Origin of the sequence: Enterococcus sp. DIV1067f (assembly GCF_050543505.1) — a bacterium.
Lineage (GTDB): Bacteria > Bacillota > Bacilli > Lactobacillales > Enterococcaceae > Enterococcus_D > Enterococcus_D entomosocium.
In genome coordinates this window covers 221,661-236,499 of record NZ_CP172940.1, presented here as the reverse complement: position 1 = coordinate 236,499, position 14,839 = coordinate 221,661, and the positions used below count along the sequence as shown (strand labels likewise).

At 43.3% G+C, this 14,839-nt stretch carries 11 protein-coding genes; all 11 read right to left on the bottom strand.

Annotated elements, in window-relative coordinates:
* Window position 1: 1 nt before the first annotated feature.
* A complete protein-coding gene (locus IGJ42_RS01095) occupies window positions 2-1,777 on the bottom strand; it encodes a glycoside hydrolase family 35 protein (protein WP_429968985.1) in 1,776 nt (591 codons plus the stop codon).
* A gap of 13 nt (window positions 1,778-1,790) precedes the next feature.
* Window positions 1,791-2,954 carry a glycoside hydrolase family 88 protein gene (locus tag IGJ42_RS01090; RefSeq protein ID WP_005232613.1) on the bottom strand — a complete coding sequence of 388 codons (1,164 nt, stop codon included), beginning with the start codon at window positions 2,952-2,954 and terminating at the stop codon, window positions 1,791-1,793.
* A 149-nt stretch (window positions 2,955-3,103) separates the two neighbouring features.
* Window positions 3,104-3,931 carry a DUF7402 domain-containing protein gene (locus IGJ42_RS01085; RefSeq protein WP_086316775.1) on the bottom strand — a complete coding sequence of 276 codons (828 nt, stop codon included), beginning with the start codon at window positions 3,929-3,931 and terminating at the stop codon, window positions 3,104-3,106.
* Window positions 3,906-5,672: a DUF2264 domain-containing protein gene (locus IGJ42_RS01080; RefSeq protein ID WP_086316774.1), complete on the bottom strand. Its 1,767-nt coding sequence runs from the start codon at window positions 5,670-5,672 to the stop codon at window positions 3,906-3,908. Before IGJ42_RS01080 ends, IGJ42_RS01085 begins: the two co-directional genes overlap by 26 nt.
* A 445-nt stretch (window positions 5,673-6,117) precedes the next feature.
* The gene (locus IGJ42_RS01075; RefSeq protein WP_429946950.1) at window positions 6,118-7,575 is read right to left on the bottom strand and encodes a glycoside hydrolase family 1 protein; all 1,458 of its coding nucleotides are present in this window, start codon (window positions 7,573-7,575) and stop codon (window positions 6,118-6,120) included.
* Window positions 7,576-7,594: 19 nt separating this feature from the next.
* On the bottom strand, window positions 7,595-9,451 hold the full coding sequence (locus tag IGJ42_RS01070; RefSeq protein ID WP_429946948.1) for a beta-glucoside-specific PTS transporter subunit IIABC: 1,857 nt from the start codon (window positions 9,449-9,451) through the stop codon (window positions 7,595-7,597).
* 88 nt (window positions 9,452-9,539) lie between these two features.
* Window positions 9,540-10,358 (bottom strand): PRD domain-containing protein, encoded by an 819-nt coding sequence (locus IGJ42_RS01065; RefSeq protein WP_016619585.1) that lies wholly within the window; start codon window positions 10,356-10,358, stop codon window positions 9,540-9,542.
* A gap of 380 nt (window positions 10,359-10,738) precedes the next feature.
* Window positions 10,739-11,233: a GNAT family N-acetyltransferase gene (locus tag IGJ42_RS01060; protein ID WP_429946947.1), complete on the bottom strand. Its 495-nt coding sequence runs from the start codon at window positions 11,231-11,233 to the stop codon at window positions 10,739-10,741.
* Window positions 11,234-11,513: 280 nt separating this feature from the next.
* Window positions 11,514-12,509 (bottom strand): tagatose-bisphosphate aldolase, encoded by a 996-nt coding sequence (gene lacD, locus IGJ42_RS01055; RefSeq protein WP_422705475.1) that lies wholly within the window; start codon window positions 12,507-12,509, stop codon window positions 11,514-11,516.
* 185 nt (window positions 12,510-12,694) lie between these two features.
* Window positions 12,695-13,864 (bottom strand): SIS domain-containing protein, encoded by a 1,170-nt coding sequence (locus IGJ42_RS01050; protein WP_101698765.1) that lies wholly within the window; start codon window positions 13,862-13,864, stop codon window positions 12,695-12,697.
* A gap of 178 nt (window positions 13,865-14,042) precedes the next feature.
* Complete coding sequence (locus IGJ42_RS01045; RefSeq protein WP_005232618.1) at window positions 14,043-14,777, bottom strand: GntR family transcriptional regulator; 735 nt, start codon at window positions 14,775-14,777, stop codon at window positions 14,043-14,045.
* Window positions 14,778-14,839 lie beyond the last annotated feature (62 nt).

Here is a 14,839-nt window from a genome sequence, read left to right as displayed (position 1 = left end):
TTTATTCTACGACAGGTTGATCACAGAAAACGAGTTCCTTGATCTCAACGCCATCGGTTTCAAATACCACGACTTCGTTGCTGCCTTTTTTCAAAAATTCTTTCGGACAGTATAAGGAATGCACGGGGCCACGTTGCCAATAGCGACCAAGATTGATGCCATTGACGATAACGACGCCTTTCCCATACCCACGGCAATCGATAAACGTATCTCCTACCTCTGTCAGCGTGAAGGTCGTTTGATAAAAGGAGGGGTGTGTCGGATTTTTTCCTGCTTGATAATCGATGGCTTGTAGCTGCTCTGCGGAAAGCGTCAATGGGTAATGACGATAGCCTTGATGGAAATGAATATCTTGCATGATGCCCCCACGGATGCCTTTGGCTTGTGTAGGCCCATTCAATTTAAACCCGTAGTTCACGCGCCCTAAGTTTTCTACTAAGACATCTAGCTCGATGGTTTCTTTATCTGGTGTCCCTTGGATCAACAGCTCCTCACCTAGCGTTTCTTGGTATTGGATCGCCTGTAATTGGCCGTCGGTAAAAATATGCAACCGATCGCTAGCTTCTACCACTTTTAATTTGTTTTCTCGATGATAGTTTTTTAACTGAACCGAATAGAGCAAATAGCCGTAGCCTGTGCTGGCAGCTTCCATTGTTAGAGGATACATGCTTTCTTGTGGTGCCATCAGCTGATCTTTGATAGCCAATAATGAGACACTGTTTTCGATGGGAAAGGTTCCTAATGCCGCTAATTGCTTGGTCCGTGGTTTGGCTTGCCACACTTCGGGACAGGCTTCTTTTATGGCTTTTTGTACCTGATAGTATTTGTCGGTAGGTTCTCCTGCTTCTGTCAGTAAAGCATCGTAATCATAGCTGGACACTTGTGGTAGATCCAGCGCTCCCCGAGCGGAACAGCCATTGTAAAAGCCAAAGTTCGTGCCTCCATGGAACATGTAGAGATTCAAGGAGCCGACCGCTAACATCTCTTTGACTTCATTAGCTAAGTCTTGACCGTCTCGCTTGATGATCGGCTCGCCCCAGCGGTTGAACCAGCCATCCCAATATTCCATGCACATGATGGGCCAATTTTTGCCATGTTTTGCCATAAACTCTTTCATCACAGCCGCATTTTCCTTGGAACGACTGCCGAAATTGCCTGTGACAAAGATGTCGTCTTCAATCAATGTCCCAGCGTCCAGTACTTCTTCCCATGCCCCATCTGAGGTAAACAAGGGTACATCGATGCCGTATTCTTCCATCAACTCCTTGGTCTGGCGCAAATACGCTTTTTCCATTCCATAAGAGCCGTACTCATTTTCCACCTGCATCATGATCACTGGTCCCCCATGGGTGATCTGCAACGGCACAAGCTTTGGCAACAAGACCTGGAAATAGTTGCGCACCTTTGCCATGAAGCGTGGGTCGGTTGAGCGCAACCGCATCGGTTCATTTAACAGCCAAGCTGGCAACCCGCCAAATTCCCATTCAGCACAGATGTAGACGGAAGGTCGTAAAATGACCATCAAGCCAAGCGTTTGGGCTTGCTTTACAAAAGCACAGATGTCTTTCATTCCTTCAAAGTCGTAGACTCCTTCACGAGGTTCGTGGAGATTCCAAGGAATGTAGGTCTCAACTGTGTTGGCTCCCAGTGCTTTTAGATTGTAGAGGCTATCTGTCCATTGCGCCGGTGTCATGCGGAAATAATGGATCGCTCCGCTGATCAATTTGATTGGTTTTCCATCTAACAAAAAATCTTCTTTTATCTCAAACGTTCGCATGTCGTCTTCCCCTTTACCAGTATCTTTGCCAATCAGGCAATGCCAATCGGATCAATCCTTCTAAATAGAAATAATCACCCCAAAGATTGGGCTCATCGATGCCTTTGCCTTCCGCATGAGCATACACACCATGCAGCAATAAGCCCTCATTTTCTGGCACTTGGTTCGCTGCATAATGTTCGCCTAATTGGTAAAGCATCCCTTTAGCGATTTTTTTAGCATCGGGATATGCCCCCATTTTCTCTGCTTCCAACAAGCCACAAACCGCAATCGCTAAAGCTGAGCTGTCTTTTTCAGCAGGATGTTGGTCGTTAAAATCAAAGTCCCAATACGGCACCAAATCTGCTGGCAAATGAGCCAAAAACACCTCCACGATCTGCGGATAATTTTCTGGAAAAGGCTGACTATGCAGGTAGCTTTCATTCAAAGGAAGCCCTAAAATCGCCCAGCTCTGCCCTCGTGCCCAAATCGATTGGTCGCTGTTTCCTTGATGCGTCGCACCGTGACTTGGCTGCCCCGTCTCTGGCTCGAAATAATACGTATGAAAGGTGGTGGCGTCATTCTTAATGACGGTCTTTCGGACTGTCTGATAATGCTTACTCGCAACCTCTGCGTAGCGAGGCTCTCCCGACAATTGAGTTGCTGCAAATAAAAGCGGCAAGTTCAGTAGCGAATCAATAATCAAGCGGTATTCTTGTGGGTCGCCATAAGCGCCCCAAGCTTGAATAAATTCCCCCTTTTCTTGAAACCGTGCCAACAAAACATCTGCTGCTTGAATGACTTCTTGCTTGCAGTGTTCATCGCCAGTGATCTTGTAGCCCGCACCGGCAGATAAGCTATATAAAAAACCAATATCATGATGATCTAATACAAAATGGTCGTCTAAACGCGTTTGAAAACTGTCGATATTTGCCATAGCTCGATCAAGAAAGTTCTTTTCCTTGGTCCACTCATAGGCGAGCCACAACATCCCGGTCCAAAAGCCATTGGTCCAATCATCGTTGCCTTTCAGCCGATATTTGCCATTGGTGGCACAGGCTGAAGGAAATTGTGTGCCAAAGCGCTGACTATTTTTTTCGATCTGTTGGATGCACGCGGTGATTTTATCCGCTACCCACACATCGGTCACTTTTTCTCCTAACAGGATCAAGCGTTGTTTGTTCTCTTGCAGACGCATGTTTACCCTCTCCTTAACTTGTTAACATATTAACTGAAATCATTATAACGTAAACGCACAAAAAAAGCGACCTCCCTTTGTTGATTCCCAAAAAAAGAGCATGACAACTGCACACAAATGCAGACCTGTCATACTCTCGTCCTCTTTTTTTAACAGTTCCAACCAAATACTTCGATTTGTGAAAGAGCTGGGAAGGGGGAATCATCCTCTGCTTTTTGCAGCTCTTTATAGGTCAGCTTAGTCGTTTCTTTTTTCGGAAAACGAACTTCTTGAAAAGACGCCGTATTTGTCGTTTCCACCACCAGCTCTTCTCCATCAGCAAAGACCAAGGTCCCTTTGGTCCAGTAGCTATCATGGGGATAATCTGCCCGCAATAGGAAGCGAACCCGATCAATCAAGACGGGACGACCAAACTCAATGGTCAACGCAGCATCGGCTTGCTGATTGATGCCCCAAGAAGCAAACGGATACGACCCGTGGGATCGGTTGCCATATTTTCCATCAATCGCATTCTTAGCAAAAAAGACGGAATCATCTCGCGTTTCCACATTCGCTGAAGCATGAGGATACGCCCCTGTCGCTGACTTTTGATCATGGGCATTGAAGGATAAATTTTGATAATTCGTGATCTCAAACGCATGGGCTTTGCGCACCATCAGGTGATGGCGCTGCGAGGTAAAGGCCGTTTCCACCGAGGACTTTCGAGCGGATTCCGTCCAAGGAATCTGATACTCCCAAGTGGATTGGGAAAGATAGATCAGTGATGGTGCTAAGGTTTCATCAAGCTGAAGGACATAATACGGATTTTCCCCCGTCACCTCAATAACGATCTTATCTCCTTCCTCATAGGGATAGTTTTTAATGGCTAATACGGCCAAATCATCATCAGAAACTTGAAATGGCGCGGGTTCTTTTTCATGGTCGATGCGACCGACGATCACCTGGTCCTGCTTATTTTTTATTGCTAGCGTAATCATTTGGATCGCTCCTTTCTTTTTCTACGATACCACCGACTAAACAAATCAAACGGTGCTTCCCTGGCAGGATATGTTGTGCTAAGTATGGAAAACTGGTTCTTGGAAAAAAGACGGAGGTATTGGCTTCTGGCTGAACAATACTGGCTTGTTGATAGCCTTCGATGTTGATGATTTGAGAACAAAAGCCCTCTTCACTGACTCGACTCCAGGTCGGTCCTGTTTGGGCCTGAGGCAACCGTCCAGTTAGCGGTACACTAAATCCGCCCTCACGAAGGTCCAACGAAATCGTCGTCGTCAACTCGTGCACGCGCACATGCCACTGACCAAATGGATAAATCTCAGTTTCAATCACTACCTCCTCAAAGGGAGCCCATTGGAAAAAGACGCCTTTTTCCGTCACTCGATAATCCATGACTGCGCCCTTCGTGCGAAAATAGCTGCCATCTCGAGCAATAGCTAATGTGCTATCGAAGGCGCCTTCGGCATACGTGACGCCGGCTTTCGGCACACTGAAGCCAAATTTGCTCGAATAGACGAATTTGCTGTATTTTGCTTGAGCATGCGCTTGCTGTTCAAGCATCAAACCTGCAGGATACCCCAACAAATGATGGTTTTTTTCATTGTGCACCAGCAACATATTGCCTTTTTCAATCCGTTTTTGCGGCTCTCTCTTGATTGGCTCAGGTTCAGCCCGCCAAAAAGGATGCGTTTCTGCGACCGCTAAAAGCAAAAAGGTCTTAAGCCCCCAGTAAGGCGAGCCTGGTGCATTGTACCCTTCTGCCATCACTTGATTTTCATAGTGGTATCCGATGGACAAGCGACCATCGAAAGTGAAAATCTCCTGCGCCATCCAATTGCGCAAGTGTTTCGCCAGTAGTCCTCGCACCTGTCCCCATGGGATCGCTTCGACATCTGCGAAAACCAGCGCCGAGAAAAAAGCACCTTGCGCAAACCGATAGGTCAGGCTGCGGCCATAGGGCAAGGCTTCGCCGTCTTCATCAAAATAATAGATGAAATCTTGGGCAAATCGGGTGGCTCGTTCTTTAAAACGCTGTGCCCATTCTGGGTCTTCGTCTTGCATAAATGTAGCGTAAATCAAGCCATAATAATGAAACGCAAAAGGAATATAGTAATCTCGCTGCGTCGTTTTCCCATCTACGTACCAACCATCGCCAATGTACATGGAATCGATCAATGCCAACTCTTGGGACAATGCTTCTTTTGCCAACGGTTCCCCACAGTGAAACAGGGCAACGCGAATCAACACTTTGAAGAATGTCCAGTTGTTCTTAGGAATCTTGCACTCAAGTGCTTGGGATAGCCAAGCCACTAGCTTTCGCTGGTTCTTCTGCGGCAACGCTGTCCAAAAAGCGTCCTTTTGCAATAAAAGAGTCAATGACAATGCGGCTGCTTCCACGATGTATTGATCATAATCCGTGATGCTTCCCCAGTAAAATGCGTGTTCAGGATCTGTCCCCGCGATCACTTTTTCCACATAAGCTGCTCGTAACGGATCATCTGAGCAAATCCTCCAATAAGGCGCCAGCCCCCACAAAGGACGCACAAGCGCTTCCATCTCAGCCCGTGTTCGGTCATACACGGCCCCACTGCTACCTAGATTCAATCCTGGATAGTCATCTGCCAAGATCGCTTCTCGCAAAGGAGCGATCATGTCTTCCACTGCCCGCTGATAATCCAGACGCGTCAAAAACGGATTCTCTTTGATTGCCATTTGCTTCATACGCCATCTCCTTCTGTCAATTTACAGAACAGAATAGCAAGCAACGGCTTTTTTATCAAGCGATTTTCTACTGGCAATACTGCTGAAAAATGAGAAAAGATTTCGAGGGATTTTTGACTTAACCTGTTAACAAAAAAAGAGGAATTGAAGCTATGGGAAAGTGATTGGAGAAATAGTGAAAGTTAACTGATTTAATATTAAGAAAATATGATAATCAATAGGAATATTTATTAAAAAAATCATAGAAAAATTTTAAACTCATTTACTAATCAACACATACAAACACCATTGAAATACAAATACGCGACAGCAGTTGAAACTGCTGTCGCGCGCTTTGGGTCTTATGCTTTTAAAAAGCCAAGCATGAGGCACACTCCTACTTGCAACGATTGTCTGAGTTTTTCTGTTTCTATCTTTTTGCTCCCCTGCTCATTCACAGCCTTTTTTATAATTCATCTCCATTAGAAGCAATCACTTTCTTGTACCAATAAAACGAGTCTTTCCGATAACGAGCCAAACTTCCTTGTCCTTGGTCATCTTGATCCACATAGATAAAGCCGTAGCGTTTTGACATTTGAGAAGTTCCGCAACTGATCAGATCAATGCAGCCCCATGGCGTGTATCCCATGAGATCAACACCGTCTTTAACGGCTTCGCGCATTTGTTCAATGTGTTTTTTTAAATAATCGATTCGATACGCATCGTGGACTTCCCCATTGACTAACTCATCTTTCGCTCCTAATCCATTTTCACAAACAAATAAAGGTTTTTGGAAACGATCATATAATTTGATCAATGATATTCTTAACCCAATTGGATCAATTGGCCAGTCCCATTGAGAGAGCTCTAAATATTCATTTTTAATTGGGCTATCAAAAGTACCTGCTAATTTAGATGCATCTTCTCTCGCCTCCGCAACATGAGACATATAATAACTAATGGCCACAAAGTCCACTGTCCCCTCTTTAAGGATATCCGCGTCTTCTGGTCGGATATCGATGGACAAGTCATTCTCTGAAAAGTAGCTATAAATATAGCTAGGATAATACCCCCGTGCTTGAACATCTGGATAAAACATATTCAACTGGTTGGATTTCACTGCTTGCAGTTGATCTTCTGGCTTTGTCGTATGTGCATATGCTTCTATTTGATTGATCATACACCCAATCTCTACATCAGGAATAATTTCTTTCGCAGCTTTTACAGCCAATGCGCTTGCCAAGAATTGATGGTGAGACGCTTGATATGCCGCTTGCAATGAATCATCCACTAAATCTTCTAATATCCCCGCCCCTGTATATAAGCTATTAAGATTCATATTCATTTCATTGAACGTGATCCAATACTTCACCTTATTTTTATAGCGTTCAAGAATAACCCGGGCATACTTCTCAAACAAGGGAACTAGCTCACGACTGATCCATCCGTTGTACTTCTTCGTCAGTTCGATCGGCATTTCATAATGTGACATCGTTACCAAAGGCTCAATGCCATATTTCGCACACTCATCGAAAACAGCATCATAAAAAGCTAGACCTACTTCATTCGGCTCATCTTCAAGTCCCGTGGGGAAAATCCTCGCCCATGAAATTGATAAGCGAAAACATTTAAATCCCATTTCTGCAAATAAAGCAATATCTTCTTTGTACCGATGGTAAAAATCAATGCCCCAACGTTTTGGGAAAAGATAATGTTCAGGATGCATCGCATACTCAGCTAACTCTTTTGAAGTGACGTTAAAAGTAAAATTATTTACTTTTCCAGAAGCATAAGGGTCTTTGTATGCGGCAAAATCTGAAGTTGATAATCCTTTTCCGCCTTCTAAATAAGCACCTTCGATTTGGTTAGCAGCGGTAGCTCCTCCCCATAAAAAATCATCTTTAAATCCTGTAAATTTTTTCATTATTTTCTCTCCTTTTCTATTATTGAATGCACATCATCAAGCGCGATGTCGTTGACTCCACTTGCCTATCTCCAGTAATGATCACGTCTAAAAATTCTGAGCTATTGGTCACAATGATCATTGTTGCTAGATCATACCCACTTCTAGCTATTTTTTCTAAGTCAAACCTAATGATGGGTTGTCCTTTTTCGACTGTTTCGTCTGCTGCAACAAGATAATCAAAAGATTCGCCTTGCAGCTTGACGGTATCGATCCCAACATGGATCAAAAGATCGACACCTTCTTCTGAACGTATTCCTACCGCATGCTTCGTCGGAGTCATCATCGTGATTTTCCCGGAAAATGGTGCGTAGACTACGCCTTCTTCTGGAAAAATTGCTACCCCTTTTCCCATTAGCCCTGTTGAAAATGTCTCATCTGCAACGGTCGCTAAATCTCTGACCTCGCCTTCCATAGGAGAATAAACTTCAATTGGATATTTGGTTTCAACTGCTGTATTGGTCGTTTTTTCTGATGCTTTTTCTGATGCTTCTTCTTCAAATCCCAAAAACATTGTTAGAACAAACGAAACGACAAAACTAGCGATATAACCGATCAGCGCATAAATAAAATTATTCGAATCCTGAATAATGTATGTTGGTAAAGCAGTAATACCAGGAATAGAAAATGCGGTCACTTTGACAGCAAAAAAGCCAAAAATCGTTCCTCCTACAGCGCCCCCTGCCAATGAGGCATAGAAAGGTTTCTTCAAGCGCAACGTTACGCCATAGATAGCTGGTTCAGTAATTCCGAAAATTGCAGGAATCAGAGTAGAAAATGCCAAAGATTTCGTGGTCGCTTTTTTCGCCTTCAAAGCTACCCCTAAAACAGCTCCAGCCTGTGCACTATTCGCAACCAAATTCATCGGCAAAAGCATAATATCGTAGCCTAATTTTTGAAGACTAGCAAATGTTCCAGGAAAGAAAGCATAATGCATACCTGTCATGACGATCAGCGGCATCAGTCCTCCCATCAACAAGCCCGCTAAAGGACCTGCAACGGTGAACAACGTGGTAAAGATTTCTTCTAAATATTTACCTAAAAAATTTCCTAGTGGTGCAACGATCGCTAATAGAATCGGTGCCGTGACTAGTAAGGTCAACATTGGACTAAAAACGATGTTAACTGTTTTAGGAACTACTCGATCCATCCATTTATTGATATAGCTCATAAGAAGTACACCTAAAATAATCGGTAATACCGTAGAAGAATAGTTATTTAATGGAATGGCTAGACCAAATAACGATAATGCACTTCCTCCTTCTGCCGCACCATTGATCAGCGTGGGATACATGAGGATCGCTGCTAACGCAGCAGCCAGAGACTCTTTCGTCTGAAATTTTCTAGCTGCTGTGATAGCAACAAAGAAAGGCAAGAAGTAAAATACCGCATCTGAGAAGATATTCAATACTTCATAGGCAGAGCTCTCTGGTGAAAGCCACCCAACTACAACGAATAATGCCATGAGACCTTTGATCAAACCTGACCCGATGATTGCAGGCATCAGTGGCGTGAAGATTCCACTAATCACATCGAAAATTTTATCTAAGAAGTTCATTTTCTTATTCGAAGACCCTTCCTTAGTAACCTCTTCCCCTAATTGATCGGCAACTTCTTTGTAGACTTCAGCCACCTTGGCACCAATGATCACTTGATATTGCCCCCCACTAAATTGACTGCCGATCACTCCTGCTAATTCATTGATCTCATTCTTTTCTACTTTCGAATCATCTATCAAATTAAATCGTAAACGGGTAATGCAATGCCAGCTTTGGGATATGTTACTTTTTCCACCAACTAAGGCAATGATTTTTTTCGCTAATTCTTTATTTTCCATTGTTGCTCCTCCTTTACTAAAGAAAAAGCCCAAGTGAAAAAAACTTCCACTTAGGCTTATGCTCTTTTCTAGATAACACACCTTATCTTTATTTAGTTGTAATTCGTTCAATATGAATGACTAAATATACCAATTCATCCTCAGAGATTTTCCAATGGTACTCTCTATCTAGCATATCTTTAATGAGCAGACCACAGGCATAACTTTTCATATATCGTTCCTGAATCAGTTCACGTATTTGCTCGTCCATCTTCAACGACGTTTTTTTGTTTTTTTGGCGCATAATGAAATAACGAATATGAGTAATAAATCGTGAATAATCTGCTGTTGTTTTATCTAAGACTGTTCCATAAAGGATTTGGACGATTTTAACAATTTTTTTGATCACTTCTGTTATTTGCAATGTATCTGCCATATTCGACTGATCAATCTGTCCATTCACAAAATGAAGCGCAATAAATGCTGCTTCCTCTGGCAATAATTGCACAGCTAACTCTTGTTGAATAAGTGCCAACGCTTGCTTACCGATTTGATATTCTTTGTAATATAGATGAGGAATCTCCCATTTGATGGGATTTTCATTTTCTACCGAATTGTTCAACGAAAAAGTTAAATGGTCTGCTAAAGAAAACAACAATCCGGTACCAAACTTTTGATTTAATTCTGCTTCCCCAAGATCAATAATTTTTGCTGCAATACTTAATACTTCCGGCGTATAATTCTCTATCTTATGGCTATGCTTCTCCTCTTCATTGGGAGTAAAAATTTTACTGATCAATGCTTCATCAACCATGTCTCCACGTTTCTTTTTAAACCCAATTCCTGTCCCAAATAAAACTTTCTCAGTCCCTTGATCATCTCGTACCAAAACAATATTGTTATTCAGTGTTTTTACTATAGTCATCATTTCCACCTCCTTAAAGACAAAAAAACACCAAACCTAAAACGAAGCTTCCTGCGCTGTTACGCGAAGAATAACTTTGCTTTTGGACTTGGTGGTGCCTGACTTGTTTATCAGTAACACTCCTGCATCTTTGACAACATCGTACTATCAACAAAAGAAAATGTCAACCCTTACATTTTTCTTAAAATCGATGACTATACAAATCGATAAGGGCACCAAGTCGCAGTATTAGTTATAAAAACCAACGATTTTTTATAGCTACTTTTTCGTAATGTTTACTCATTTATTTAGGATTGTTTTCCAGAAAATCTAATTTAATAAGGAGGTTTTTTAAATTTTCATAACCGAATGATTTGTTATTTCATTCTTGCTTCACCTGTTGTTTAAGAATTTCTGATCTTTTTCTCAAAGCAGACCACACTTACCTTCTGATCATTGACTGTTGTCACGGCTTTTCGTGTTTCTTTAAATCCTTGACTCTCCCAGAAAGATCTACCGGCTGTATTTTCTTCAATAACAGCGAGAGATACGAGAGAAATCCCCTTTATGCGCCAGTCTTGTTCTACTTGATGATAAAGAGCTTGCCCGTGCCCCTGACGTCTTTCGCCAACCAGCAGCAAGCCAATATACGCAGTGCCCTCTTGCGGATAATCAACAAGATAATCCATGATAGCAATAGGTTTTTGATCATAATAAATAATAGAAAATACCTTTTGCTCTTGAGCCACAGATGGCGGTAGAACAGTCATGTCCCGCATGAGTTGTTCGATGGAAGGTGTCTCTTTCGTTAAAGCAAAATAGGCCTGGTTTTTCTGATAAATACTATAGGCAGCTTGTTGGTTTTCTGACGTGACGGAATGAAACGTATACTCGTTCATGAATGCTCCTTTATTGTAGGTTTATTGAACCTTATTTCGACCAAAAGTGAAGCAGGTGTATTTGATGGCTCTTACTGCTAGTTTATCCTATTCAAGTCCCCTCGTAAATTACTCTCGAAACCTCTTCCTATTTACGTTTCATTCCTACGATGATAACCGAACTTGTCAACGTATAAAAAAGACACCCTAAAGCCTTAAGTCAGAAGTCTGCCACTTCTTCTCAAAAGCCCTTAAGATGTCTGATTATTGGCCATTTATCTTGTCAAACATCGAAAAAAAACTATTCCTCGACCGTGACTTTGTCCCACCAAGAAGTGGCGGTCTTTTGGATCACTTCATTCAAGTCTTCGATGTGCTGTTTTCCGGTACTTGCTAGCCATTCTTTGGCTGCTTCTGTTCCTTGTTTTACAAAGGGATCAACACCGTCTTTCCACGTTGCCCGGCCGCACAAGACGCCATTGAAGGTTGAACCAGCTTCTTTGGCAAAAACCAGTGTTTCTTGGAATAAGCTGGCTGATACGCCTGCACTGAGAAAAATAAACGGCAGATGCGTCGCATCGCTTTGCGCCTTGAAATACGCTGTGGCTTCTTCCTTGGTATGCACGGCTTCTTCCTTGGCAAAACCTGCCACATAATTCATGTTGACTGGTACTTCCACTTTTAACACATCAACTTTGTACTGTGGTTTCGAAAATTCTTTCATCAATCCGATGACTTTTTCTGGTTTGCGTTGCGCATACGCTTTTGAGTCGACTTCAGGTAGCTTAGCATCATAGGAGAGGACTTCTAAAAAGAAGGGCAGATCAGCGGCTTGGCATTCGCTGCCGAGTCGTTCCACAAAGACGTGTTTCAACTGATTGATCTGGGCATCTTCATCTACATCATAATAAAGCAAAAATTTGATGGCATCGGCGCCTGCTGCTTTTAATCGCTCAACTGACCATTCCCCTAATAAATCAGGCAAACGTCCCGGTGTAGTCGCATCATAGCCGGTTTTTTCATACGCCAGCAAAAGCCCCGCCTCTGGATCACGGCTTTGCGCAGCTGCTAACCCATATTCTGGATCTAATAAAATAGAAGATGCGTAAGGGGTCAATTCTTGTGAGACTAGCTTTTTAAACTGGCTGATTTTTTCTGCATCAGCCTCCACGCCAAGTGCTGCCATCATTTTTTTCAAGGCACCTCGTTGGTCGATTGCTAAAGCTGCGATCACTCCTTCTTTCGTTGACAGACGATCCATCGCTGCTTTTTTGGCTTTCGTTACGGTTGCTTTCATTAAAATTCCTCCTTTTTTGTCCATGCCAAAGAATCAACCGCTTTCACTTTTTTCAGTGTTGGCGAAACGGTTGTCAGCACGTATAAAAATGTCTATTGATGAAGCCGTTCGACTGATTGACCACCGCACGTATCGACTTCGTACAAGAAAAGATACGTGCTCGTGGTGGTCTTTCTCAGTCATCGTTAGTTGTTATACGGATGAATCGTCACGCCTTTGACCACCCGATTGACGGTACGCGTTGGCGAAGGGGTATCCGGTGTATTACCGACTTTGATCGATGCCAACAGTGCGATCGTTTGCGCAAAAACAATGTCTGCTAAGGCAAGATAGCCATCTGGCAGTGAAGTGTCATCTGGAAAGAAAAAGTTTGTTCCTGAAAAATTCACAGCTGCCGGCTGTCCGATGGCGGTCACTGCGACGGCGATGCCGTCACTCTTTAATTCTTCCAACATATCAAGATCATACTGCCGCGTGTAGGGCGTATTGCTGACAAACACAAAGACGAGGGTTTGATCATCTACGAATGATTTCGGTCCATGACGGAAGCCCATCGAAGAATCGAACACGGTGGCGATTTTTCCCGCAGTCAGTTCCAATACTTTTAGCTGTGCTTCCCTGGTCAACCCCGACAACGTGCCTGACCCAAGGTAAACGATTCGCTTAAAGGAACGGTCCGTCAGTACTTGGAGATCTGTTTCTCTGTCGATCACTTCTTGCCCCAAACGGCTAAGGGTTTCAACATAATGCCCTTTTTCCGCCAGAGGCGTCTGGTCAAAAATCAGCAGTGCCGAAAGGGCCATGCAAGAAAAGCTTCCCGTCATCGCAAATCCAGCATCATTTGACCTCTCAGGCATCAATAACAGATAACTCGCTTCATCAGCGGCAGCTTGTTGTGCCAAAGATCCGTCGGCTGCACAAGTGATCGTCAAATGATAGCTGTCGGCAACGAATTGATCGACGATTTTGACCGCTGCTAAACTTTCTGGTGAATTGCCACTTCTAGCAAAAGAAACGAGCAGTGTTGGCTCATCCGCAAATAAAACTTGTTCTGGAGCAGCGACAATATCCGTCGTAGCAATACTTTCAAAAAGATAATCCACCGTTGCGCCGTTCTTATTCAAGTAAGTAACGATCGTATCTCCAACATATTGCGATGTCCCCGCTCCCGTGAAGACCACGCGGATTCGCTTGTCCGTCTTTTGCTTGATAGTACGTAAGAAAGCCGCGATCGCCTCTTGCTTTTCTTGATAGATCGTCAAGGTTTCTTGCCACAGTTCTGGCTGTTGTTTGATTTCTCTTGTTGTAATCTCCGCACCTAATTCTGCTAATTCCTTTGTTGACAGTTGAAACATCTTTCTTCCTCCTAGCTGCTGGTTTTCCAGTATGTATTCCCAGTGACGGTACGAGGAGCGTTGTCTTGGATGAATACTTAGCGATCACCCAAAGGGCAAACTTCCTCGACCTCACTGGTTTTGAATACACACCTTTTCTTTGCTCGAGCGGATCATTTCAGACTGTCTAGGAAATGCGCTACTCGTCGTTACGCAAGTGGCGGACTTTGTATCTAAATTGGTCTGCTCGAGCAACACTCAAGGTGTATTCGATCACTTCATTTTCAATATTGAACGTGCTGCGTACCAGGTTCAACACCGGCGCACCTTCGTGGATTTTTAGCAATGCCGCATCTTTCGCACTGGCAATGCTGGCAAAAAATTCTTCGTCCGCTAGGCGGATCACTTGATGAAAATCTTCATGGAAGATATCGTACAATGGTTTTTGCTCGATCATCTCACTCGTTAAATTCATGAAGCGCTTGACGGGCAGATAAGAACGCTCGATCATCATCGGTTGGCCATCAGCAAGACGCAATCGTTTTAACTTGTAGATCGGCTCGCCAATGGAAACTTGCAACTGAGTGGCAAAATATTTTGTCGCTTCCATTTTTTTGAATGCCAATACTCTAGTTTCCGGTTGTTTCCCCAGTGCTTTCATTTGTTCGGTAAAACTATAGGAACCCGATAAATTGGTTGCCTGCTTGCGGATCTCCGAGACAAAGGTGCCTTTACCATGTTGGCGATAAATATAGCCTAATTTTTCTAACTCCTGTAGTGCCAAGCGAACGGTGGTCCGACTTAACCCGTAGCGCTTTGACAGTTCTCTTTCTGAGGGAAGCATCGTGTCTGCTTCCATTTCATTTTCGATTTTTTCAATCAGTAAATTTAACAATTGATCGTATAATGGTTGTCGATTTTTATTGATATTCATAAGCCCCTCCAAACTGGTTACTACCACATAACGAGTGTACTATTTCCCGATAGGCGTGTCAA

Coding starts and splice junctions, on each gene's coding strand:
- IGJ42_RS01095 (WP_429968985.1), bottom strand. CDS start 1,777: ATGCGAACGTTTGAGATAAAAGAAGATTTTTTGTTAGATGGAAAACCA.
- IGJ42_RS01090 (WP_005232613.1), bottom strand. CDS start 2,954: ATGCGTCTGCAAGAGAACAAACAACGCTTGATCCTGTTAGGAGAAAAA.
- IGJ42_RS01085 (WP_086316775.1), bottom strand. CDS start 3,931: ATGATTACGCTAGCAATAAAAAATAAGCAGGACCAGGTGATCGTCGGT.
- IGJ42_RS01080 (WP_086316774.1), bottom strand. CDS start 5,672: ATGAAGCAAATGGCAATCAAAGAGAATCCGTTTTTGACGCGTCTGGAT.
- IGJ42_RS01075 (WP_429946950.1), bottom strand. CDS start 7,575: ATGAAAAAATTTACAGGATTTAAAGATGATTTTTTATGGGGAGGAGCT.
- IGJ42_RS01070 (WP_429946948.1), bottom strand. CDS start 9,451: ATGGAAAATAAAGAATTAGCGAAAAAAATCATTGCCTTAGTTGGTGGA.
- IGJ42_RS01065 (WP_016619585.1), bottom strand. CDS start 10,358: ATGATGACTATAGTAAAAACACTGAATAACAATATTGTTTTGGTACGA.
- IGJ42_RS01060 (WP_429946947.1), bottom strand. CDS start 11,233: ATGAACGAGTATACGTTTCATTCCGTCACGTCAGAAAACCAACAAGCT.
- lacD (WP_422705475.1), bottom strand. CDS start 12,509: ATGAAAGCAACCGTAACGAAAGCCAAAAAAGCAGCGATGGATCGTCTG.
- IGJ42_RS01050 (WP_101698765.1), bottom strand. CDS start 13,864: ATGTTTCAACTGTCAACAAAGGAATTAGCAGAATTAGGTGCGGAGATT.
- IGJ42_RS01045 (WP_005232618.1), bottom strand. CDS start 14,777: ATGAATATCAATAAAAATCGACAACCATTATACGATCAATTGTTAAAT.